Source organism: Modestobacter roseus, from assembly GCF_007994135.1.
GTDB lineage: Bacteria > Actinomycetota > Actinomycetes > Mycobacteriales > Geodermatophilaceae > Modestobacter > Modestobacter roseus.
Genome location: NZ_VLKF01000001.1, coordinates 499,733 through 522,357, shown reverse-complemented (window position 1 = coordinate 522,357; position 22,625 = coordinate 499,733). Strand labels below are relative to the sequence as shown.

Here is a 22,625-nt window from a genome sequence, read left to right as displayed (position 1 = left end):
CTGTTCAGTGCGTGCCGTTCAGTGCGAGGTGGCGATCCCGCGCGGCACGTTGTCCTCACGGTGGTGGGGGTGGCCCGCCGCGTCGGACATCTGCCGCAGGCCGTTCACGATCGCGCCGGTCAGGTCACCCGAGCCGAGCCGGTTGGTCATCGCCAGCACGGCGAGCGCACACGCGCGGTCGGGCAGCCGGCGGGCCGCGGCCGACCCGGTGACGATCTCCACGACCCGCTGCCCGGGTGAGAGCGCGACGAGCACCCCGATCGAGGTGTCGCCGCCCGCGCGGGCGTGCAGGCCCTCGGCCGTGCCGCGGGTGTCGCTGCCCAGGTCGCCGACGTAGAGGGTGAACCGGAGCCCGGTCTCCCGGGAGGACATGGTCAGCGCCTCGTCGAGCCGGGCGAGGTCGGAGTAGCTGAACGGCCCGGGTCCGGGCTCGGCCACCGCGGTGTTGATCGTGTCCTGGCTGGCGCTGGGGCCGGCGTCGAGGTGCTGGGTGCTCATCAGCGGGTGCCTCCGGTCGGCAGGGAACGGCAGGTCGGGAGCAGCGGTGCCGCGGCGGGGGTCACCAGGTGCCCCGGGCGCCGCCGGCAGCCGTGCGCGGCGCGGCCGGGGCCTCGTGCGCGCGCTGGCCGATGGCCAGCGCCGCAGCGGTGGCGCCCAGCGCGCGCCGGCCGTGGCCGTCCGCACTGCCGTGGTCGGCGGCATCGTCGTCCCCGTGCCCACCGTGGACGCCGGGGACGTCCGGGTGCGGCTCGTACCAGACGGGCTCGTGGTCCCAGGGCTGGCCGGGCCGGTACCGGGTCCGGTCCTTGCCGCGGCCGGGGATCAGCGTGGCGAGGGCGAAGAGCAGGACGATCACCAGCGGGATCACGGCGAAGATCAGCACCGTCTCGTACCAGGGCATGGGCGCAATCTACCGGGAGCCCGGGTCACCGGCCCGGCAGCCGCGCGGTCACCAGCCGGCCGGGTGCCGGTGCGCCCACGGCCGGGCCTGCTCCAGCTGCGCGGCCAGCGACAGCAGCACGGTCTCCTCGGCCGGCCGGCCCACCAGCATCGTGCCGATCGGCAGGCCCTCGGGGGTCCACCACAGCGGCACGCTCAACGCCGGCTGCCCGGTGACGTTGTAGACGGCGGGGAAGGCGGCGTACCGCTTCTGCCGCTCGAAGTCCGCCTCGCCGTCCTCGCCGAACCAGCCCACCGGCCGGGGCGGCAGCGTGCAGACCGGGGCGAGCAGGACGTCGTAGCCGCTGGTCGCCTGGACGAACCGGCGGGCGAACACCCGCAGGGTGAACATCGCCTGCATCGCGTCCCGGGCCGACAGGGCCAGCCCGCGCTCGCGCAGGAAGCGGGTGAGCGGACGCAGCCGGTGCACCTGCGTCTCCGCCACCGGCAGGGTGGTGGCAGACAGCGCCCACACCACCTCGAAGGCGGGGAACACCCCCTCGGACAGCGGCGGCGCCGGCACGTCCTCGACCTCGTGGCCGAGCCCGGCCAGCAGCGCGGAGGCGTCCTCGAACGCCGCCCGGACCTGCGGGTCGAGGTCGGCGCCGGGCATCCCGGAGTCCGGGTACCGGCCGATCCGCAGCCGCCCCGGCGGCCGTTCGGTCGCGCCGAGGAAGGTCTCCCCCGCTGGCAACGGCGGCGCCCAGTACGGGTCGCCGGGCACCGGCCCGGCCATCGCGTCCAGCATCGCGGCGGCGTCGCGCACCGTGCGGGCCAGCGGCCCCTGGACGCCCAGCCCGGTCACCTCGCTGCCCAGCGGGGCGTTGCTCACCCGGCCGCGGGTGGGCTTCACCCCCACCAGGCCGTTGATCCCGGCCGGGATCCGGATGGAGCCGCCGCCGTCCGAGCCGTGCGCGAACGGGACCATCCCGGACGCGACGGCCACCGCCGCCCCGCCGCTGGAGCCGCCGGCCAGCAACCCGGGGTCCCAGGGGCAGCGGGCCGGGCCGACGAGGTCGTTGTCGGTGTAGCAGGGGAAGCCGAACTCCGGCGTGCTGGTCTTCCCGAGGCTGATCGTGCCGGCCGCGGACAGCGCGGTGACCACGGCGTCGTCGACGTCGGGCACGAAGTCGGCCAGCAGGGCCGAGCCGAAGGTGGTGCGCACGCCGGCGGTGCTGGCCAGGTCCTTGATCGCGGTCGGGACGCCGAACAGCGGGGGCAGCTCGCCGCCGGCCAGCACCGCCCGGTCGGCGGCGGCCGCGGCGGTCCGGGCCCGCTCCGGGGTGACGGTGATGAAGGCGCCGAGCCCGGGGTCGAGCGCCTCGACCCGGGCCAGTGCGTGGTCGACCAGCTCGGTGGGGCTCACCTCCCGCGTCCGGACGGCGGCCGCCTGCTCCAGGGCCGTGAGGTCGTGCAGCTGCGTCCCGCGTGCCGTGGTCACGGCCGGACGCTAGCCAACCCGGGGCAGGATCGGCCCGTGCACCCGTCCCCCAGCACCGACCTCTCCCGCGCCGCCGCCCTGGCCGCCGACGCCGCCGACCCGCTGGCCGGCTTCCGGGCCCGCTTCACCGGCACCGACGACGACGGCCCGGACCGGCTGCTGTACCTGGACGGCAACTCCCTCGGCCGGCTGCCGGTCGAGACGCCGGCGGCCGTCGCCCGGGCGGTCGAGCAGGAGTGGGGGCAGGGGTTGGTCGGCTCGTGGGCCGACTGGATCGGGCACGCCCGCCGGATCGGCGACCTGCTGGCCGCCGGGGTGCTGGGGGCCCGGCCGGGCGAGGTGCTGGTCTCCGACTCGACCAGCATCGACCTCTACAAGCTGCTGGTGGCCGCGGCCGACGCCCGCCCCGGGCGCGACGTGCTGGTCTGCTGCGCCGACGACTTCCCCACCGACCGGTACGTCGTGGCCGGCGTCGCCGAGCAGCGTGGGATGACGGTGCGGGAGGTCGAGGCGCACGTCGACGAGGGGCTGGACCCGGGCGTGCTGGCCGCGGCGCTCGACGAGCGGGTGGCGGTGGTCGTGCTCTCGCAGGTCGCCTACCGGTCCGGCGCGCTGGTCGACGTCGCCGAGGTGACCCGGCTGGCCCGCGCGGCGGGTGCACTGGTGGTGTGGGACCTCAGCCACGGGGCCGGCGCCGTCCCCGCCGAGTTGACCGCCGCCGGTGCCGACCTCGCCGTCGGCTGTACCTACAAGCACCTCAACGGCGGCCCGGGCGCACCCGCGTTCCTCTACGTGCGGCGCGAGCTGCAGGACCAGCTGCGCCAGCCGATCTGGGGCTGGTTCGGCCAGCGCGACCAGTTCGCCATGGGCCCGGCCTACGAGCCGGCCGAGGGCGTGGACCGGTTCGCCGTCGGCACGCCCCCGGTGCTGGCGATGGCGGCGGTGGAGGTCGGCGTGCGGATCACCGCCGAGGCCGGGGTCGAGCGGATCGCCGCCAAGGGACGGGCGCTGACCGGGCTGGTCGTGGAGCTGGCGGACGCCTGGCTGGCCGAGCACGGGGTGTCGGTTGCCAGCCCGCGCGACCCGGCCCGCCGCGGCGCGCACGTCAGCCTCACCCACCCGGCCGCCTGGCAGCTGACCCAGGCGCTGATCGACCGCGGCGTCGTCCCGGACTTCCGGACGCCGGACCGGCTGCGGCTGGGCCCGGCGCCGCTGTACACCCGGTTCGTCGACGTCTGGGACGCCATGGCCCGGCTGCGGACCGTGGTCGCCGACGGCTCGTGGACGACGTACCCGACCGAACGGGCCCGGGTCACCTGACCCGTCAGGCGCTGACGGACTCCGCCATGCCCAGCCACGTGCGCCAGCGCGGGTCGACCGTGCGGTGCCCGAGCAGCCGCCAGGCGGCGCCGCTGGGCGCCCCCGGCGGGTAGGGCAGCGTCCACCCCATCTCGGCCAGCGACCGGTCGGCCTTGGTGTGGTTGCACCGGCGGCAGGCGGCGACCACGTTGTCCCAGGTGTGGGTGCCACCCCGGCTGCGCGGCACCACGTGGTCGATGCTGGTGGCCGACCCGCCGCAGTAGACGCAGGTCGAGGAGTCCCGGGTGAACACCGCCCGGCGGGACAGCGGCACCTGCACCGGGTAGGGCACCCGGACGTAGCGGGTCAGCCGGACCACGACCGGGACGGCGACGGCGAGCCGCTCGGCGTGGACGAGGTCCTCGGTGACGTCCACGGCCTCCGCCTTGGCCGCCAGCACGAGCACGATCGCGCGTCGGCTGGAGACCACGCACAACGGCTCGTAGGTGGCGTTCAACAGCAGCGTGGCCGCGGTCGTGACCTGCGCCGGGACGGGCGCGCGCGGACCGGGGACGAGGTCGGTGGCCGGGCCCGGATGAGCGGGCACGGACGACGACCCGAGTGCGGTGATCGACACGGGACACCTCCGAGGGCCCCGGGCTCCCGACGGCTTCGAGAGTCCCTGGGTCGCCTCATAGTGCCCTGCCGGGGTGTGATACAGGCCAGCGCCCCCTCGGGCGGTGCCGTCCGGGCGGCTACGGTCGCCGCGTGCGCCATCCCGAAGCCCCCCGCCTGGACCTGGTCGAGGACCTGCACGGTCACCGGGTCGCCGACCCCTACCGGTGGCTGGAGGACCCCGCCGACGAACGCACCGTCACCTGGGCCGCGGCCCAGGACGAGCTCGCGGCACAGCTGCTCGGCAGCCTGCCCGCGCGGCCGTCCTTCGCCGACCGGCTCACCCGGCTGGTGCACGCCGGCGCCGTCGGCATCCCGGTGTGGCGGCGCGGCCGGGCGTTCTCCACCCGGCGCGACCCCGGCCAGGAGCACGCGGTCCTGCGGGTCACCGAACCCGACGGCAGCGTGCGCGTGCTGGTCGACCCGATCGCGCTCGACCCGGCCGGCACGACCACGCTGGACGCCTGGTCGCCGTCCTGGGAGGGCGACCGGCTGGCCTACCAGGTGTCGGTGGGCGGTGACGAGGAGTCGCAGCTGTACGTGCTCGACGTCGCCACCGGGCAGCTGCTCGAGGGCCCGATCGACCGCTGCCGCTACTCCCCCGTCGGCTGGCTGCCCGGCGGGGAGGAGCTCTACTACGTCCGCCGGCTGGCCCCCGAGCTGGTGCCCGCCGGCGAGGAGCAGTTCCACCGCCGGGTCTGGCGTCACCGGGTGGGCGCCGACCCGGACACCGACGTCCTCGTGCACGGCGAGGGCAGCGACCCCTCGACCTACTTCGGGGCGCGCACCAGCGCCGACGGCCGCTGGCTGGTGGTCTCCGCCTCGGTGGGCACCGCGCCCCGGGACGACGTGTGGCTGGCCGACCTGTCCGGTGACGCGCAGCTGCGCCCGCTGCAGGTCGGCGTCGACGCGCAGCTCACCGCCTGGGTGGCCCGCGACGGCCGGCTGTGGCTGCACTCCGACCGGGACGCCCCGCGCAGCCGGCTCGCCGTCGCCGACCCGGCCGACCCGGCGAGCTGGACGCCGGAGGCGTGGACCGAGGTCATCGGCCAGTCCGACGAGGGCGTGCTCTCCGACGTGGCGCTCGTCGACGGCCCGGACGGCGACCTGCGGGTGCTCGCGGTGCACGCCGTCGACGCCACCGACCGGCTGTCGCTCTGGGCCGGGGACGGCTCGGGCCGGCTGGCCGAGGTGACCGGCCTGCGCCCGGGCAGCGTCTCCGGGGTCAGCGCGCCGCCGGAGGGCGGGACGACGGCGTGGGTGGGCTACACCGACTACGCCACGCCGCCGTCGGTGCTGCGCTGGGACGCCGCCGACCCGGCCGCGCTCACCACGCACGAGCAGGCACCCGTCGACGGCGACGTCCCCGACCTGCGCGTGGTCGAGGCGCACGCGACGTCGGCCGACGGCACCCCGGTGCACCTGTTCGTGCTCTCCGCGGCCGGCACCCCCGACACCCCGCGCCCGACCGTGCTCTACGGCTACGGCGGCTTCAACGTCTCGCTCACCCCGGCCTACAGCGCGCAGGCGCTGGCCTGGGTCGCCGCCGGTGGCGTGTGGGTGGTGGCGAACCTGCGGGGTGGCTCCGAGCACGGCGAGGAGTGGCACCGCGCGGGGATGCGCGAGCGCAAGCAGAACGTGTTCGACGACTTCGCCGCCGCGGCCCAGCACCTGATCGCCACCGGGTGGACGACGCCGGCGCAGCTCGCCGTGATGGGCGGCTCCAACGGCGGCCTGCTGGTGGGCGCGATGACCACCCAGCACCCGGACCTGGTCGCCGCCGTGGTGTGCAGCGCGCCGCTGCTGGACATGGTCCGGTACGAGCTGTTCGGGCTGGGGCGCACCTGGAACGACGAGTACGGCACGGCCGCCGACGCCGAGGAGCTGGGCTGGCTGCTCGGGTACTCGCCCTACCACCGGGTGGTCGAGGGCACCGCGTACCCGGCGGTGCTGTTCACGACCTTCGAGTCCGACACCCGGGTCGACCCGCTGCACGCGCGCAAGCTCGCCGCGGCGCTGCAGCACGCCACCTCCGCCGAGGCGCCGATCGTGCTCCGGCGGGAGCTGTCGGTGGGACACGGCGCCCGCGCGGTGAGCCGCACGGTCGGCCTGGCCGCCGACCAGCTGGCGTTCCTGGCCGCGCACACGGGGCTGACGCCCGCCAGCCCGTCGGACACGGAGCCGCCGACCGGCGGCTGACCTGCGCGGACGACACACCGGAACGGCACCGTCCGGGTGATCGACCGCCCAGAACGGACCTGCGAGACTGACGGCGATGAACGGGACACCCACGGTCACGGCGGCCGACGATCCGGGTCCGGTCGCGCCCGACTGCGCCACCGCCGACCCCGGCTCGCTCTGTGCGCGACTGTGGGACTGGTTCGGCCTGGACTGGCTGGCCGCCAACGCCGACACCCTGGTGGGCACGCCGGCGCGGATCCTGCTGATCGTCGTCCTGGCCGTGGTCGCGCGGGCGCTGATCAACCGGGCGATCCACCGGCTCACCGACCGCACCGCGACCGGCGCCGTCCCGACGATCCTGCGGCCGTGGCGCAACCGGGTCCGGCAGGCCGACCCGGACGGCCTCGAGCTGATCGCCGCCCGGCGCACCCAGCGGGCCGAGGCGATCGGGTCGGTTCTGCGCAGCTTCGCCTCGTTCGTCGTCCTCGGCATCGCGATCGTGCTCGTCCTCGGCGAGCTGGGCGTGAACCTGGCGCCGATCCTGGCCAGCGCCGGCGTCATCGGCGTCGCGCTCGGCTTCGGCGCGCAGAACCTGGTGAAGGACTTCATCGCCGGGATCGGGATCATCCTGGAGGACCAGTACGGCGTCGGGGACGTCGTGGACCTCGGGGAGGCCAGCGGCACGGTCGAGGCCGTCGGCCTGCGGATCACCCGGCTGCGGGACATCAACGGCGTGGTCTGGTACGTCCGCAACGGTGAGGTGCTGCGGGTGGGCAACCGCAGCCAGGGCTTCGCCCAGGTGGTCATCGACATGCCGGTCGCGCACGACACCGACCTCGAGCGCTGCCGCGCGGTGATGCAGGAGGTCGCCGACGCGATGGCCGCTGACGAGGAGTGGGCGGAGGTCTTCCTCGGCGAGCCGGAGTCCCTGGGCGTCGAGCAGATCACCGCCGAGGGGGTCGTCCTCCGGGTGCAGGTCCGCACCACGAACGCCGTCCAGTGGCAGGTGGCCCGCGAGCTGCGGCAGCGGCTGCAGGCGCGCTTCGCGACCGAGGGCATCCGCACCCCGCTCCCCCTGCTGGGGACGATCACCGGCACGGGGCCCCGCTGAGCCGCCGCCCCGGCCGGGACCACCCCACCGGCCGCCCGGCCACGTTCGGGCAGGTCTTCGCGGTGGCCGAGTTCCGGCCGCTGTTCGGCTCCTTCACGCTCTCCACGATCGGCGACGAGCTCGCCCGGGTCGCGCTGACCGTGCTGGTCTACCAGCGCACCGACTCGGCGCTGCTCTCCGCGATCACCTTCGCCATCAGCTACCTGCCGTGGGTGCTCGTCGGGCCGGTGCTGGCCTCGCTCGCCGACCGGTTCCCGCGGCACCGGGTGCTGATCACCAGCGACGTCGCCCGCGCCGTGCTGGTCGCCGGCATGGCGGTCCCGGGCACGCCGCTGCCCGTGCTCCTGGGGCTGCTGCTGCTCGTGGCGCTCTGCGCCCCGCCGTTCGAGGCCGCCCGGTCGGCGCTGATGGCCGACGTGCTGGAGGGCGACCGCTACGCGGTGGGCACCTCGCTCACCGGCGTCGCGAGCCAGGCCAGCCAGCTGATCGGCTTCCTGCTGGGCGGTGCGCTGATCACCGCGCTGTCGCCCTCCGCGGCCCTGCTGATCAACGCCGCCACCTTCGCCGTCTCGGCGGTCTGGCTGACCCACGGCCTGCGGCGCCGGCCCGCGCCGGCGGCCGAGGGGGAGGCCGGCTCGCTCTGGCGGGACACCGCGGGCGGGGTGCGGTTCATCGCCGGGTCCCCGCGGCTGCTGGCGATCGTGGCGGTGCTCTGGGTGGGCGCCCTGTTCATCAACGCCCCGGAGGGGATCGCCACCCCGTGGGCCCTGCAGCTGCAGGGCACCGCCGCCGCCGCGGGCCTGCTGCTGGCCGCCAACCCGGCCGGCACCGCGCTCGGCGGGCTGCTGGTGGGCCGCTTCTGCCCCCCGCACGTGCGGGACCGGCTGCTGGTGCCCCTGCTGGTCCTCTCGCTGGCCGGGGTGCTGCTGGCCGGGCTCACCCCGCTGTGGCTGGGCACCGGGTCGGCGGCCTACGTCGTCGTCCTGGGGTTGCTGTTCGTCGCCGGGCTCGGCGGGGCCAGCAACATCCCGCTGAACGTGGCGTTCGTGCAGGCCGTGCCCAGCGCGTACCGCGGCCGGGCGTTCGGTGTCGCGGTCGCCGGCCTGTCGGGCGTGCAGGGGATCGGGGTGGTGCTGGCCGGGCTCGGCGCCGAGGTGCTGGCGCCGGGCACCGTGGTCGCGCTGGCCGGCGGCATCGGCCTGGTCGCGCTCGCCGGGCCGCTGGTCGGCCTGCACCGCACCCGGCCCGGACGGCGCACCGACGGCCGGGTGCCGCGCCCGGACCCGGCTGAGGGACGATCGAGGACATGAGCGAGACCAGCCGGTCGCTGCCCTCGGCGCGCACCTTCTACGACGAGGTCGGCGGCGAACCCACGTTCCGGGCGCTCGTCGCCCGGTTCTACGCCGGGGTGCGCGAGGACCCGGTGCTGCGGCCCATGTACCCCGCCGACGACTGGGAGGGCGCGGAGACCCGGCTGCGGATGTTCCTGGAGCAGTACTGGGGCGGGCCGACGACGTACTCGGAGAACCGCGGCCACCCGCGGCTGCGGATGCGGCACGCGCCGTTCGCCGTCGACGAGGCGGCGCAGGACGCGTGGCTGCGGCACATGCGGGACGCGGTCGACTCGCTGGAGCTCACCGACGAGCAGGACGCGACGTTGTGGGGTTACCTGGTCATGGCGGCCCAGAGCATGCGGAACCGCTGACGCGCCCCACGACACCCCGAGGAGCCCGGTGACCACGGTCCCGACGTCCCCCCGCCCCGACGCCGACTGGTGGCGGGAGGCGGTCTTCTACCAGGTCTACGTGCGCAGCTTCGCCGACGGCACCGGTGACGGCGTGGGGGACCTGGCGGGCATCCGGTCCCGGCTCCCCTACCTGACCGAGCTGGGCGTCGACGCGCTGTGGATCACGCCGTTCTACCCCTCGCCGATGCACGACCACGGATACGACGTCGCCGACCCCCGGGACGTGGAGCCGGTGTTCGGCGACCTCGCAGCGTTCGACGCCCTGCTGGCCGACGCGCACGCCCGCGGCATCCGGGTGACCATCGACCTGGTCCCCAACCACAGCTCGCACGACCACGAGTGGTTCGCCGAGGCGCTGACCGCACCGCCGGGATCGGCTGCCCGGGCCCGCTACTTCTTCCGCGACGGCCGCGGGCCGGACGGCGTGGAGCCGCCGAACAACTGGCCCTCGGTGTTCGGCGGGCCGGCGTGGACCCGGGTGCCCGACGGGCAGTGGTACCTGCACCTGTTCGCGCCGGAGCAGCCGGACCTGGACTACGCGAACCCCGAGGTCGTCGCCGACCTGGAGGAGACGCTGGGCTTCTGGCTGGACCGCGGGGTCGACGGCTTCCGGATCGACGTCGCGCACGGGATGGCCAAGCCCGCCGGCCTGCCGGACATGGTGCCCGCCGAGGACACCGGCCTGTTCGCCGACGACGGCCCGGGTGACCTGCGGTTCGACCAGGACCACGTGCACCAGCTGCACCAGCGGGTGCGGGCGGTGCTGGACCGCTACCCCGACCGGATGGCCGTCGGCGAGGTCTGGGTGTTCGACGACGAGCGGCTGGCCCAGTACCTGCGCCCCGACGAGCTGCACCTGGCGTTCAACTTCCGGCTGCTCACCGCCGACTGGGACGCCGCGGAGCTGCGCAGCGCCGTCGAGCACTCGCTGGCGACGGTGGCGAGCACCCCGGCGCCGGCCTGCTGGGTGCTGAGCAACCACGACCGTCCCCGCCACGTCACCCGCTACGGCGGTGGCGCGGTCGGCACCCGCCGGGCCCGCGCCGCGGCGCTGCTGCAACTGGCGCTGCCCGGCGTGGCCTACGTCTACAACGGCGACGAGCTCGGCATGCCCGACGTCGACCTGCCCGACGAGGTGCTGCAGGACCCGATCTGGGAGCGCTCCGGGCACACCGAGCGGGGCCGCGACGGCTGCCGGGTGCCGGTTCCCTGGTCGGGCGACCAGCCCTCCTACGGCTTCTCCACCACGCCGGACACCTGGCTGCCCATGCCCGCGGGCTGGGCGCCGCTGACCGTCGAGGCCCAGGAGCAGGACCCCGACTCGATGCTGTCGCTGTACCGGGTGGCGCTCCGGCTGCGTCGGGGCTCCCCCGCCTTCACCGGCGACGGGCTGGAGTGGCTGCCCGCGCCGGACGGCTGCCTGGCTTTCCGTCGGCCCGGCGGGCTGGTCTGCCTGCTCAACCTCTCCGGTGGCCCGGTGCCGCTCCCCGAGGGGCAGGTGCTGCTGGCCAGCGAGCCGGTGACCGACGGGACCGTGCCGGACGACGGGGCGGTCTGGCTGCAGGCGTGACCGGCGGCTGACCGGGCGACCCCGCCACCCCGGCGGTAGGGCAGACTCACTCCCCGATCGGGGGCGATCACGCCCCTCCCTGCGCTCCAGGAGGTCCCGTGGCCACCGCCTCGATGCCCGCGCTGCCGTCCCGCCGGCTGGTCCTCGCCGACCTGGTCCCGGCCAGCCGCGCCCGCACCGCCGTCCTCGTCGCCCTGGGGGTGCTGCTGACCGCGGCGCTCGCGCAGGTGTCGGTCCCGGTCCCGGGGTCCCCGGTGCCGATCACCGGCCAGACGCTGGCCGTCGTGCTCACCGCGGGCGCCCTCGGCCCGGTCCGCGGCGTCGCGGTGCAGGCGCTGTACATTCTGTGCGCGCTGGTCGGGCTGCCCTTCTACTCCGAGGCCAGCGGCGGCTTCGACGTCGTCTTCGGCGCCACCGGCGGGTACGTCGTGGGCTTCCTGCCGGCCGCGTTCCTGATCGGGCTGGCCGCCCGCCGCGGCGCGGACCGGAAGATCTGGCAGGCGCTGCCGCTGTTCGCCGCCGGTCAGCTCGTGGTCTTCGCCGTGGGCGTGCCGTGGCTGGCGGTCAGCGCCGGCCTGACGGCGTCCCAGGCCCTGGAGGCGGGCTTCTACCCGTTCATCCTCGGTGGCGTGGTCAAGGCCGGCGTCGCCGCGCTGGCGTTCCGCGGCGCCTGGCTCGCGGCGGACCGCACCCGCTGACCCAGCCGTTCCCCGACCGCCCCGCGCCGGTGCCCACCCCGGGCACCGGCGCGGGGCGTCCTGCGTCCGGGACCGGGCGGGTGCGGGAGATCTGGACGGCGCCGGTGGCCGCGGCGCCGATGGTGCGCCGTGACTCGGTGCCCGCGGTGCCCGGCGTCGGGCTGGCCGGGGACCGCTACGCCGCGGGTGGCGGCACGTGGGCGCGGTACCCGCTGCAGGTGAAGCAGGTCACGCTGATCGACGCCGACGACGTCGCGGCGGTGGCGGCCGAAGCCGGCGTCGATCTCTCCCCCGGCTGGACCCGGCGCAACCTGGTCACCCGGGGCGTCGACCTGCCCGCGCTGGTGGGGCGGTGGTTCCTGGTCGGGGACGTGCTGCTGTTCGGCACCAAGCGGTGCCCGCCGTGCGCCCACCTGGAGCGGCTGACCGGCGTGCGGCTGGTCAGGGCGATGGCCTCCCGGGGCGGGATCAACGCGGCGGTGTTCGGCGCCGGTGAGGTCACCGGGGGCGCCGCCGTCCGAGCCGTGGACGACGCGGAGGCCGCCCGCCGTGGAGCCCCGACCGGCGCCGACCGTCCGGTCCCCCGCACCGTCGTCCTCCCCGACTGACCCGCCCCACCAGCTTTCGGCGCCGAAAGCCGGCCGGGTCCCGGCGCCGAAAGCCGGCCGGGGGCCGGCGCGGGGACGGCGTCAGTCGTCGTGGTGGGCGGCGAGGAACACCTTCTCCGCGGCCGTGAGCCGGCGCGGGCGGTTGATCGCGAAGTCGAAGGGCACCAGCACCGTGCTGCCGGTGACGGCGAGCTCGCCGTGGTCGAACAGCTCGTAGTGGCAGGTGAAGGAGGCGGCCCGCACGCCGGACACCCAGATCTGGATCCGCAGCGGGTCGGCGCTGTAGACCACCGGGCGCTTGTAGGCGATCTGGTGGCTGGCGACGACGATCCCGCGACGCAGCCCGGTCTCCTCGTCGTGCGTCGGCTGGTCGAAGAACAGGTCGACCCGAGCCGTCTCGAAGTAGCCGAGGAAGGCCACGTTGTTGACGTGCTGGTAAGCGTCCATGTCCGACCAGCGCATCGGGACGGCGACGGTGTGCCTCACGGCGGTCACCCTGCCTCATGACCGACCGGCGCCGAGCACGGACCCGTTCCCGCCACGGCCTGCCCGGCCTACGGTGCGGTCATGGACCCGTGGGACGACAGCGAGCCCGGTGTGCTGGTGCTGCCCTCGGGGCGTCGGGTGCGCGGCCGCGGGCTGCGGCAGACGCTGCCGGCGGGCCCGGAACCGGTCTTCGGCGTCTACCTGCTGGGCCGCGCACCGTGCCCGGTGCCGTGGGAGACCCGCTGGGTGCGGTGGCCGGACTTCCGGTTGCCCACCGCCCCCGGCGACCTGCGGCACGCGCTGCTGGAGGTGTGGGACCGGGCGGCCACCGAGCGGGTGGAGGTGGCGTGCGCCGGCGGCACCGGCCGGACCGGGACGGCGCTGGCCTGCCTGGCCGTGCTGGACGGGCTGCCCGCGGCCCGGGCGGTGGCCTACGTGCGCAGCCACTACCGGCGGCACGCGGTGGAGACCCGCGGTCAGGCCCGGTTCGTGTCCCGCTTCGGGACCGCCTGACAGACGCCGCCGGCCGGCCGGAGCTGCTGCCCCGACCGGCCGGTCGACGTGCTGGAGGCGGTCCCCGTCAGTCGCGGGTGAGCTTGCGGTAGGTGGCCCGGTGCGGACGTGCCGCGTCGGCGCCCAGCCGCTCGACCTTGTTCTTCTCGTAGTCGTCGAAGTTGCCCTCGAACCAGAACCACTTCGAGTCGCCCTCGTAGGCCAGGATGTGCGTCGCCACCCGGTCGAGGAACCACCGGTCGTGGCTGACCACCACGGCGCAGCCGGGGAACTCCAGCAGCGCGCCCTCGAGGCTGGTGAGCGTCTCGGTGTCCAGGTCGTTGGTGGGCTCGTCGAGCAGCAGCAGATTGCCGCCCTGCTTGAGGGTCAGCGCCAGGTTCAGCCGGTTGCGCTCACCGCCGGAGAGCACCCCGGCCTTCTTCTGCTGGTCGGGGCCCTTGAACCCGAAGGCGGAGACGTAGGCCCGGGACGGCATCTCGACGTTGCCGACCTTGATGTGGTCCAGGCCGTCGGAGACGACCTCCCACAGGCTCTTGTTCGCGTCGATGCCGCTGCGGCTCTGCTCGACGTAGGCGACCTTGACCGTCTCACCGACCTTGATCTCGCCGTCGTCGGGCTTGTCCTCGCCGACCAGCATCTTGAACAGCGTGGTCTTGCCGACGCCGTTGGGGCCCACGACGCCGACGATGCCGTTGCGGGGCAGCGTGAAGGAGAGGTCGTCGATCAGCACCCGGTCGCCGAAGCCCTTGGTGAGGTCCTTGGTCTCGATGACCACGTTGCCCAGCCGCGGGCCCGGCGGGATCTGGATCTCCTCGAAGTCCAGCTTGCGGAACTTGTCCGCCTCGGTGGCCATCTCCTCGTAGCGGGCCAGCCGCGCCTTGCTCTTGGCCTGGCGGGCCTTGGCACCGGACCGGACCCACTCCAGCTCGTCCTTGAGCCGCTTGGCGCGCTTGGCGTCCTTGGCGCCCTCGACCTTGAGCCGGGTGGCCTTGGTCTCCAGGTAGGTGGAGTAGTTGCCCTCGTAGGGGTAGGCCCGGCCACGGTCCAGCTCGAGGATCCACTGGGCGACGTTGTCCAGGAAGTACCGGTCGTGGGTGACGGCGACGACGGTGCCGGCGTACTTCTCCAGGTGCTGCTCCAGCCAGGCCACGCTCTCCGCGTCCAGGTGGTTGGTGGGCTCGTCGAGCAGCAGCAGGTCGGGCGCCTCGAGCAGCAGCTTGCACAGCGCGACGCGGCGGCGCTCACCACCGGAGAGGACCTTGACGTCGGCGTCGCCGGGCGGGCACCGGAGCGCGTCCATGGCCTGCTCGATGCGGTTGTCGAGCTCCCAGCCGTCGGCGTTCTCGATGACCTCCATGAGCTCGCCCTGCTCGGCCATCAGCGCGTCGAAGTCGGCGTCGGGCTCGCCCATCGCCGCGCTGACCTCCTCGAAGCGGGTCAGCGCCTGGCGGAGGTCGGCCACCGCCTCCTCGACGTTGCCGCGCACGTCGAGCTCCTCGTTGAGCGGGGGCTCCTGCTGCAGGATGCCGACGGTCGCGCCGGGGGCGAGCACCGTGTCGCCGTTGGAGGCGTTCTCCATGCCGGCCATGATCTTGAGGACCGTGGACTTGCCGGCGCCGTTGGGGCCGACCACACCGATCTTCGCGCCGGGCAGGAACGCCAGCGTGACGTCGTCGAGGATGACCTTGTCGCCGTGCGCCTTGCGCGCACGGACCATGGAGTAGATGTACTGGGCCACTGGGCTGTCGAGCCTTCCGTCAGGTCGCGATCGGGAGCAGGGCGGGCACCGGGGTCTCCGTCGCCCGCCCCGCCACCTGCGTTCTCAGCGCCGATCCTCCCAGTTCGGGAGGCTCACGTCAGCGACGGGACCAGCGGGCGGCCGTCGCCGAGCTCGTCGGCTGTCTCATCGTCCAACGTCACCGGCCCCCCGTCGTAGTCCTCGGGCGCGTAATCGGTGGACCGGTCGGCGTAGGCGTCGGCGGGCGGCTCCTCGACCGCACCGGCCGGCGCCGCCGCTCGGGGCGTCCGGCGGAACTCGGCCACGCCGCGGGAGAGGTCGGGTCCGACCGCCTCGGCGCGCAGCTGCGAGCGGCTGCGCGGGCCCTGCTCGGACTCCCACCGGTGGGTGAAGAGCTCCCCCACCACGATCACCGGGTCGCCCTTGCTGAGGGTGTGCGAGACGTTGCCGCCCAGGTCGCCCCAGCACTCGACGTCGAGGAAGAGGGTGCGGTGGTCGGTCCAGGTCTGGCTCTCCCGGTCGAACCGGCGGGAGGTGGAGGCCAGCCGGAAGTTCGTGACGCTGGCGCCACTGGCCAGCCGGCTGCGCTGCGGGGAGTTGACGACGTTGCCGACGACGGTGAGCTCGGTTTCCTTCACGGTGCTCCTCGGACGAGGTGGGGCGCCGGATCGGCGCGGCCGGCGGTCCGCCGGCGTGCACCCACCGTCGCCGGGACGCCGCGGGCGGGACAGGGCTGCGGCCGGGATGTGGACCCGCACCCCGGCTGTGGACGGCCGCCGGCGGGCCCGGCCGCCGTCGGCTACGGCGACGCCCCGGGTCCCGGCCGGGCACCGTTCCCACCCGGTCGCCCGGACCCGATGTCATGATCGGGCCCGAGCGCCCGTAGCTCAGCGGATAGAGCAGGTGCCTTCTAAGCACTTGGTCGCAGGTTCGATCCCTGCCGGGCGCGCCCTCGAGCTGCTGGCTCACGGTCGCGCGACGCGGCCGGCTCGCGGGCCGGCGCCCTGCACGGGAACGGCCCGGCGCACCGGACCCGACCGCCTCCACATCACTCGGTTGTGCGCCAGTAAAGTGGCGGGGCCCCTGGCGGTCGTCGACTCCTCGTGCGACCACCCGCGGGAACGCCGTCGCCGGTTGACCCCACAGCCCCTGCGCGGCCCAGGACCTCTCGGAGATCGACGTGTCCGGCGCACAGCCGTCCGTGCCGCCCCCCGGCGACACCCCCCTGACCTCGCTCGCCCACCAGCTCATCGAGGCGCTCGGCCGGGGCACCTGGGGCCCCGACGCGCTCGAGGTGCTGGTGGGTGCGGCCGTCGCGCAGCTGCCCGGGTGCACCGACGCCAGCCTGACCTCGGTCGCACCCGGGAGCACGCCGGCCACGGTGGCCTCCACCAGCGAGCGCGCCGTGCGGGCCGACACGTGGCAGTACGAGCTGGCCCAGGGGCCGTGCCTGGACGCTGCCGCCGGCAGCCCGCTCGTCCGCGCCTCCCTGGTCGACGGCGAGACCCCGTGGCCGGAGTGGGCACCGCGGGTCGTCGCCGAGGCGGGGTACGCCGGCGTGCTCAGCGTCCGGCTGGGCAGCCAGGCGCACCCGCTGGGTTCGCTGAACGTCTACGGCACCGACGCGGCGGCCCTGGCCGCGCTGCCGGCGGAGGACGCCGAGTCCTTCGCCGCGCTGACCTCGGTGGTGCTGGCCTCGGCCCGCCGGGCGGGCCACCTGGAGGAGGCGGTCGAACGCCGGACGGTCATCGGCCAGGCCCAGGGCATCCTCATGGAGCGGTACAAGATGACCGCGGCCGACGCGTTCGCGCTGCTGCGCGGCCTGTCGCAGCAGTCCAACACCAAGCTGTTCGACCTCGCCCAGGAACTGGCCGAGACCGGACAGCTCCCCCGGGACGCGTCCGGTCGACCTGCTGCGGGCGGGTTGCCCCTGTCGTAGCCTCCACGGAGCGGGACCGGTTCAGCAGAGAGCCGGTTCCGGACGAACAAGGGACTGATGCGTGACCGTGTCCGCGGCCGGTCTGGCAGCGCCCGCCTCGGGTGGCCCGCTGCACGACGTCGCCTTCGCCGACTCTGCGGCCGGGCTGGTCGAGGTCGCTCTCCCCTTCGCCCGCGAGGGCCTGGCCGCCGGCGACCCGGTGGTGGTGGTCACCGGCGAACCCGTGGCCGACGCCCTCCGTGCCGCGCTCGGGCAGCCGCCCGGCCTCACCTTCCTCGACCAGCGGGACGTCTACGGGCGGCGCACCCCGGCGACCCTGACCGCGTTCCGGAAGCTGGTGGCCGGGGCCGAGCTGCCCCCCGGCCGGCGGCTGCGGGTGATCGCCGAGATCGCCGGCGGGCCGGGTGACCGCGACTGGCTGGAGTGGCAGCGGTACGAGGCGGTGGTCGAGCACGCGCTGGCCGGCTGCCCGGTGTGGTTCCTGTGCCTGCAGGACACCGGGGAGCTGCCCGCGCAGGTGGTCCGCTGGGCGCACTGCACCCACCGGCACGTGCACGCCGCTCGGGGCCGGCGCCCCAACCCGGAGTTCCAGGCCGCCGAGCAGCTGTTGGCGCAGCTGCCCGTGCCCACCGAGCCGCTGCAGGCCGCACCCCCGCTGCTGTCCGCCGATGGGGTGACCCGCCCGGGTGCGGTCCGGCACGCCCTGGTCCCGCTGCTCGCCGGCCTGGACCGCTCCCCCGACGCGACCGACGACCTGCTGCTCGCGATCGACGAGCTGGTCACCAACGCGCTGGTGCACGGCCGCCCGCCGGCCGACGTCCGGGTCTGGGCGGACGGCGGCACGGTGGTGTGCACCGTGTCCGACGGCGGCACCGGCCCCGGTGACCCGTTCGCGGGTTACGGGCCGGCGCACGGGGAGGACCTCTCCCGCGGCGGGATGGGCCTGTGGCTGGCCCGCCAGCTGTGCGACCACGTCGACATCTGGACCGACGAGCGCGGCGTCACCGTGCGGGTGACCACGGAGCTGCCGGCGCGTTGACCGCGCCGGCAGCCCGGGGTCAGCGTCCCGCGGGCGGGACCCAGCCGATCGCCGGGGCGACGTGCCGGGTGATCGTCTCCAGCAGCCGGGCGTTGTAGTCGACGCCGAGCATGTTCGGGACGGTCAGCAGCAGGGTGTCGGCGTCCCGCACGGCGGCGTCCTTGGCCAGCTCCTCGGCCAGCTGGTCCGGCTCCCCGGCGTAGCTCTTCCCGAAGCGGGCGCGCACCCCCTCCAGCAGCCCGACCTGGTCGGTGCTCGTGCGCTCCCGGCCGAAGTACTGCCGGTCCTCGTCGGTGGTGATGGGCATGACGGAGCGGCTCACCGACACCCGCGGCTCGTGCGCCCAGCCGGCGTCGGCCCAGGTGGCCCGGAACAGCGCGATCTGCTCGGCCTGCAGCTCGTCGAACGGCACCCCGGTGTCCTCGCTGAGCAGCGTGGAGCTCATCAGGTTCATCCCCTGCCGCGCCGTCCAGACCGCCGTCTGCCGGGTGCCCGATCCCCACCAGATCCGCTCGCGCAGGCCCGGCGACTGCGGCTGGACCGCCAGGCGTGCCCTGCCCCAGACCCCGTTGCCCCCGCCCCCGTGGCCCCCGACCATCCGCGGGTCGGCGTCCACCACGGTCTCCCCGGCGACGGCGGCGAGGAACCGGGCCGTCTTCGCCCGGGCCAGCTCCGCGTCGTCACTGCCGTCGGCGGGCACGTAGCCGAAGGCCTCCGAGCCGCGCAGCGCCGTCTCCGGTGATCCCCGGCTGATCCCCAGCTGCAGCCGGCCGGCGGACAGCAGGTCGGCGGCGGCGGCCTCCTCGGCCATGTACAGCGGGTTCTCGTAGCGCATGTCGATCACGCCCGTACCGATCTCGATCCGGCTCGTGCGCGCGGCGATCGCCGCCAGCAGCGGGAAGGGCGAGGACAGCTGCCGGGCGAAGTGGTGCACCCGCACGTAGGCGCCGTCGACCCCCAGCTCCTCGGCCGCCTGCGCCAGCTCGACGGTCTGCAGCAGGGCGTCGGCCCCGGTGCGCACCTGCGACCCCGGGATGGGCTGCCAGTGCCCGAAGTTCAGGAAGCCGATCCGCTTCTCCACCACGTCCACCTCTCGTCGTCGTCCTGCGGCTCAGCGCCGCGGTGGCGGCTGCTGTTCCCCGCCGGGACGATCTGGCCCCCCGGTGGGGTTGCACCGGCCGGAGAACCCGTCCGGACCCGAGGAGACAGCCATGCGCGCCACCATCGACGGAACCGTGATCGCCGAGGCCCCCGAGGAGGAGCTGGTCAGCATCGAGGGCAACTGGTACTTCCCGCCGTCGGCCGTCGTGCCCGGCGCCCTCACCGAGAGCCCGACCGCCTACACCTGCCCGTGGAAGGGCGCCGCGCAGTACTGGGACGTCGTCACCCCGGGCGGCGTGCGCAAGGACGGCGCCTGGAGCTACCCGGACATCAAGCCCTCGGCGGTCGAGCGCGTGGGCCGGGACTTCGCCGGCTACGTCGCCTTCTCCCCCGGGGTGACCGTCGGCGACTGAACCGGACGGTTCCGGGTGGGGGTGCGGCGCTGCTACGGTCGCGGCGGGCCGGTCGTCCGGCCCCGACGACGCGCCCGAGCGGCGCACCGCCACCCGGGCACGGTCCCGGCGGACGACCCCGGGAAGGGGACCCTCACGACCACCGACGCGCGCACCGACGACCCGACGCTGGTCGTCGACCTCGACCTGACCACCGGGCTCGTCCACCTCCGCGGCGACCTCGACCGCGACTCCGCGCACCACCTGCGTGACGCCGTCGAGACCCTGCTGGTGACCGACCGGGTCGGATGGACGATCGACGCCGGCCAGGTGACGTTCTGCGACGCCGGCGGCCTGCGCGCGCTCACCGCGGCTGCCCGCACGGCCGCCGCGGCGGGCCGGGAGCTGCGACTCGGGGTGGCCCCGCGGTGCGTGACCCGGCTGCTGGCACTCACCGGTCAGACCGGGCTGTTCAGCGACTCCGCGCCACCGTCGTCGGCCCGCCCGTACCGGGTCCCCGCGCCGAGCCGGCCGGCGGAGACCGGCCTCACCGACCACGCCAGGCACACCGTCCTCCGGTGACCCGATCCGTCACGGGCAGTGACGGCACGAACACAGCCACGCGGTCGAGGTTCCCTGGATCGGGCCCGTCGATGAGCGAGGCTGTCCCCCGTGACCTCCTCCGCACCCGAGTCGTCGAGCGCCCCCGGGCCCGGCACGGGGCAGCGGCTGCGCGCGGCCGACGTCCTGCTGGCCGACCGGGGCCAGCTCTTCCGAGCCCTGTTCCTCTCCGCCCCCATCGGCAAGGCCGTGGTCGACCCCAGCGGACGGATGCTGCTGGTCAACCCGGCGCTGTGCGAGCTGACCGGCCGCACCTCCGGTGAGCTGACCGGTCGTCACCTGGACCTGCTGACGCACCCCGACGACGTCCCGCTGGAGGACCGCGCCACCGAGCACGTGCCGGGTGCCCCGCTGCTGGACCCGCAGCTGGCCGTGGTCGGCGAGCGCCGGCTCCGGCGCGCCGACGGCGAGAGCGTCTGGGTGCACCAGACCCAGGAGCTGGTGCACCACGCCAACGGTGCGCTCCAGTTCGTGCTGCTGTCGATGGTCGACGTCACCGACCGTCGCCGGGCCGAGGAGGACCTGGTCCGCCGCGCCTTCACCGACCCGCTGACCGGGCTGCCCAACCGCCGCGCGCTCACCGACCGGCTGGGCCGGGCGCTGGCGTTCTCCCGCCGGCGCGGCACCTCCGTGGGCCTGCTGCACCTGGACCTGGACCGGTTCACCGCGGTCAACGACTCCCTCGGCCACGAAGGAGGCGACCAGCTGCTCTGCCAGGTCGCCGACCGGCTGCGCTGGAGCACCCGGGTCGAGGACACCGCCGTCCGGTTCGGCGCCGACGAGTTCCTCGTGCTGGCAGAGGAGGTGGACGACGTCGACGGGCTGCGCACCATCGCCGACCGGCTCCTCTCGGTGCTCGACGAGCCCTTCCACGTGAACGACCGCGAGATCACCCTCTCGGCCAGCGTCGGGGTCACCCTCGGCACCGACGTGGCCCCCGAGGCGCTGCTCCGCCAGGCGCACAGCGCGCTGGCCCGGGCCAAGGCCAACGGCGGGCGCGGCCGGGTCGAGGTGCACGACGAGGCGCTCGGGGAGGGCTACGTCGACCAGCTCCAGCTGGAGACCGACCTGCGCCACGCGCTGGAGGCCGGCGAGCTGCGGCTGTTCTACCAACCGATCGTCGCGCTCTCCGACGAGCACCTCCTCGGCTACGAGGCCCTCATCCGCTGGCAGCACCCCACCCGCGGGCTGCTCCCGCCGGGCGCGTTCCTGGCCGCGGCCGAGGACAACCGGCTCACCTCGCGCCTGGGCGCCTGGGTGCTGCACCAGGCCTGCTGGGACGCCGCCGGCTGGGACCCAGCGCTGCGCGTGCACGTCAACATCTCCGCCCGGCACCTGGCCGAGCCCGGGTTCAGCGAGCTGGTCGCCGATGCCCTGGCCACCTCCGGGCTCGCCCCGGAGCGGCTGGAGCTGGAGATCACCGAGTCCACGGCGCTGTTCGCCGCCGACGCCACGCTGCACGCGGTCGACCAGGTCACCGAGAGCGGCGTGACGTTGGCACTGGACGACTTCGGCACCGGCTACTCGGCGATCACCGCGCTGCACCGGCTGCCGATCCACACCGTCAAGATCGACCGCTCCTTCGTCGCCGACGTCGTCACCCAGCCGGCCACCGCCGCCCTGGTCCAGGGCCTGCTGCAGCTCGGCCAGGGCATGGGGCTGCAGGTGATCGCGGAGGGCATCGAGGACGGCGAGCAGGCCCGCTGGCTGCGCGAGCACGGCTGCGCCATGGCCCAGGGCTACGCCTTCGGGCGCCCCGCCCCGCTGCCGGCCCGCGAGCTCGACGACCTGGCGGTGCCGCCGGACCTGGTCGGCCTGGACGACCCGTCGGTCGTCCCGGACGACGACGCGGACGGTGCGGCGGACGGGGACGACGGGTACGGCCCGCTCGACCCGGCGGCCGACGCCGGCGGGGTCGAGCTGGTCGACGGCGTCGAGGACGGCACCGACGCCGGGCTGCCGCTGCCGGGCGACGACGCCTGGGACGCCGCACCCGCGGTCGACGGCGAGCGGCCGGACGCCGACGCCCAGCCCGCGCCCCCCGCCGTCCCGCAGCTGGACTCGTTCGCGGTGTTCGCCACCGACCCGCGTGACTTCGCCGAGCCGGAGGACCTCCCGGAGACACCCGAGCAGCCGACGGCGCAGGCTGCGGACGAGCCGACGTCCGGCCCGATCGCCGAGCCGATCCCACTGTTCGGACGCTGGGCGACGGAGGACCCGGGGACCCCGGCGGAGCCGGTGGCCCAGCCGGAGCCCGCAGCGGGGCCCGGGGCGGCGGCCGACCCGGCCTTCGACCCGCACTCCTTCGCCCCGTCCAGCGCGCTGGCCGAGCTCAGCGCGCTGCTGGCCGCCAGCGGCCGGCCGGACGCGCTGCGACTGCCCGAGCCCCGCGACTCCGCCGACCACGGCGAGTACGCGGGGCGGGGGCCACGGTCCGGGCCGTTCCCGCGGCCGTTCGGTGGCCCGGCCACCGGGCCGGTCCCGCGCGACCTGCCGGAGCCCGGCGACCGTCGGTGAGCGGACCGTG

At 75.3% G+C, this 22,625-nt stretch carries 22 protein-coding genes and 1 tRNA gene; 15 read left to right on the top strand and 8 right to left on the bottom strand.

The window, feature by feature from the left end; translation table 11 throughout:
• Positions 1-18: 18 nt before the first annotated feature.
• The 3 genes from JD78_RS02630 to JD78_RS02620 form a co-directional block, all read right to left on the bottom strand.
• Complete coding sequence (locus JD78_RS02630; RefSeq protein ID WP_153360029.1) at positions 19-498, bottom strand: DUF5130 family protein; 480 nt, start codon at positions 496-498, stop codon at positions 19-21.
• A gap of 61 nt (positions 499-559) precedes the next feature.
• Positions 560-901: an aa3-type cytochrome oxidase subunit CtaJ gene (ctaJ, locus tag JD78_RS02625; RefSeq protein WP_153360031.1), complete on the bottom strand. Its 342-nt coding sequence runs from the start codon at positions 899-901 to the stop codon at positions 560-562.
• A gap of 48 nt (positions 902-949) precedes the next feature.
• On the bottom strand, positions 950-2,380 hold the full coding sequence (locus JD78_RS02620) for an amidase (RefSeq protein ID WP_153360033.1): 1,431 nt from the start codon (positions 2,378-2,380) through the stop codon (positions 950-952).
• Between the two features lie 36 nt (positions 2,381-2,416).
• Here JD78_RS02620 and kynU point away from each other — a divergent pair, with 36 nt between their 5' ends.
• Positions 2,417-3,700 (top strand): kynureninase, encoded by a 1,284-nt coding sequence (gene kynU, locus JD78_RS02615; protein WP_153360035.1) that lies wholly within the window; start codon positions 2,417-2,419, stop codon positions 3,698-3,700.
• A 4-nt stretch (positions 3,701-3,704) separates the two neighbouring features.
• Here the strand turns inward: kynU and JD78_RS02610 are convergent, their stop codons facing one another.
• Entirely contained in the window at positions 3,705-4,316 is a 612-nt protein-coding gene (locus JD78_RS02610) for an HNH endonuclease (protein WP_228395134.1), read from the bottom strand.
• 131 nt (positions 4,317-4,447) lie between these two features.
• On the opposite strand from JD78_RS02610, the gene JD78_RS02605 reads away from it, so the two are divergent.
• The 7 genes from JD78_RS02605 to JD78_RS02575 all read left to right on the top strand — a co-directional run bounded on the left by JD78_RS02605 (position 4,448) and on the right by JD78_RS02575 (position 12,269).
• On the top strand, positions 4,448-6,553 hold the full coding sequence (locus JD78_RS02605; protein WP_153360037.1) for a prolyl oligopeptidase family serine peptidase: 2,106 nt from the start codon (positions 4,448-4,450) through the stop codon (positions 6,551-6,553).
• A gap of 76 nt (positions 6,554-6,629) precedes the next feature.
• Positions 6,630-7,646 carry a mechanosensitive ion channel family protein gene (locus JD78_RS02600; RefSeq protein ID WP_153360039.1) on the top strand — a complete coding sequence of 339 codons (1,017 nt, stop codon included), beginning with the start codon at positions 6,630-6,632 and terminating at the stop codon, positions 7,644-7,646.
• 62 nt (positions 7,647-7,708) lie between these two features.
• Positions 7,709-8,956 carry an MFS transporter gene (locus JD78_RS02595; RefSeq protein WP_153360041.1) on the top strand — a complete coding sequence of 416 codons (1,248 nt, stop codon included), beginning with the start codon at positions 7,709-7,711 and terminating at the stop codon, positions 8,954-8,956.
• A complete protein-coding gene (locus JD78_RS02590; protein ID WP_153360043.1) occupies positions 8,953-9,351 on the top strand; it encodes a globin in 399 nt (132 codons plus the stop codon). Before JD78_RS02595 ends, JD78_RS02590 begins: the two co-directional genes overlap by 4 nt.
• Before the next feature lie 28 nt (positions 9,352-9,379).
• Positions 9,380-10,963, top strand: coding sequence for a glycoside hydrolase family 13 protein (locus tag JD78_RS02585; RefSeq protein WP_153360045.1), 1,584 nt, complete (start codon positions 9,380-9,382; stop codon positions 10,961-10,963).
• A gap of 98 nt (positions 10,964-11,061) precedes the next feature.
• A complete protein-coding gene (locus tag JD78_RS02580) occupies positions 11,062-11,661 on the top strand; it encodes a biotin transporter BioY (RefSeq protein ID WP_208103959.1) in 600 nt (199 codons plus the stop codon).
• Positions 11,662-11,741: 80 nt separating this feature from the next.
• Positions 11,742-12,269, top strand: coding sequence for an MOSC domain-containing protein (locus JD78_RS02575; protein WP_228395135.1), 528 nt, complete (start codon positions 11,742-11,744; stop codon positions 12,267-12,269).
• A gap of 81 nt (positions 12,270-12,350) precedes the next feature.
• On the opposite strand, the gene JD78_RS02570 is transcribed toward JD78_RS02575, so the two are convergent.
• Complete coding sequence (locus JD78_RS02570; protein ID WP_243730963.1) at positions 12,351-12,764, bottom strand: acyl-CoA thioesterase; 414 nt, start codon at positions 12,762-12,764, stop codon at positions 12,351-12,353.
• Positions 12,765-12,836: 72 nt separating this feature from the next.
• On the opposite strand from JD78_RS02570, the gene JD78_RS02565 reads away from it, so the two are divergent.
• Positions 12,837-13,268, top strand: coding sequence for a protein-tyrosine phosphatase family protein (locus tag JD78_RS02565; protein WP_153360049.1), 432 nt, complete (start codon positions 12,837-12,839; stop codon positions 13,266-13,268).
• A gap of 67 nt (positions 13,269-13,335) precedes the next feature.
• Here the strand turns inward: JD78_RS02565 and ettA are convergent, their stop codons facing one another.
• Both ettA and JD78_RS02555 read right to left on the bottom strand, forming a co-directional pair.
• On the bottom strand, positions 13,336-15,006 hold the full coding sequence (gene ettA, locus JD78_RS02560; protein ID WP_153360051.1) for an energy-dependent translational throttle protein EttA: 1,671 nt from the start codon (positions 15,004-15,006) through the stop codon (positions 13,336-13,338).
• A 113-nt stretch (positions 15,007-15,119) separates the two neighbouring features.
• Complete coding sequence (locus tag JD78_RS02555) at positions 15,120-15,644, bottom strand: single-stranded DNA-binding protein (protein ID WP_153360053.1); 525 nt, start codon at positions 15,642-15,644, stop codon at positions 15,120-15,122.
• Positions 15,645-15,882: 238 nt separating this feature from the next.
• On the opposite strand from JD78_RS02555, the gene JD78_RS02550 reads away from it, so the two are divergent.
• From JD78_RS02550 to JD78_RS02540, 3 genes are all read left to right on the top strand, one after another.
• Positions 15,883-15,955, top strand: a tRNA-Arg gene (locus tag JD78_RS02550).
• 231 nt (positions 15,956-16,186) lie between these two features.
• Complete coding sequence (locus JD78_RS02545) at positions 16,187-16,945, top strand: ANTAR domain-containing protein (protein ID WP_166520938.1); 759 nt, start codon at positions 16,187-16,189, stop codon at positions 16,943-16,945.
• 61 nt (positions 16,946-17,006) lie between these two features.
• The gene (locus tag JD78_RS02540) at positions 17,007-17,984 is read left to right on the top strand and encodes a sensor histidine kinase (RefSeq protein ID WP_153360057.1); all 978 of its coding nucleotides are present in this window, start codon (positions 17,007-17,009) and stop codon (positions 17,982-17,984) included.
• A gap of 19 nt (positions 17,985-18,003) precedes the next feature.
• Here JD78_RS02540 and JD78_RS02535 read toward each other — a convergent pair whose 3' ends face one another.
• Positions 18,004-19,065: an LLM class flavin-dependent oxidoreductase gene (locus JD78_RS02535; protein ID WP_194290466.1), complete on the bottom strand. Its 1,062-nt coding sequence runs from the start codon at positions 19,063-19,065 to the stop codon at positions 18,004-18,006.
• 130 nt (positions 19,066-19,195) lie between these two features.
• Here JD78_RS02535 and JD78_RS02530 point away from each other — a divergent pair, with 130 nt between their 5' ends.
• The 3 genes from JD78_RS02530 (at position 19,196) to JD78_RS02520 (ending at position 22,615) form a co-directional block, all read left to right on the top strand.
• Positions 19,196-19,498, top strand: a complete 303-nt coding sequence (locus tag JD78_RS02530) for a DUF427 domain-containing protein (RefSeq protein WP_153360061.1) — start codon at positions 19,196-19,198, stop codon at positions 19,496-19,498.
• A gap of 21 nt (positions 19,499-19,519) precedes the next feature.
• Positions 19,520-20,059: an STAS domain-containing protein gene (locus tag JD78_RS02525; RefSeq protein ID WP_243730962.1), complete on the top strand. Its 540-nt coding sequence runs from the start codon at positions 19,520-19,522 to the stop codon at positions 20,057-20,059.
• 90 nt (positions 20,060-20,149) lie between these two features.
• On the top strand, positions 20,150-22,615 hold the full coding sequence (locus JD78_RS02520) for a putative bifunctional diguanylate cyclase/phosphodiesterase (RefSeq protein ID WP_153360063.1): 2,466 nt from the start codon (positions 20,150-20,152) through the stop codon (positions 22,613-22,615).
• Positions 22,616-22,625: the final 10 nt, after the last annotated feature.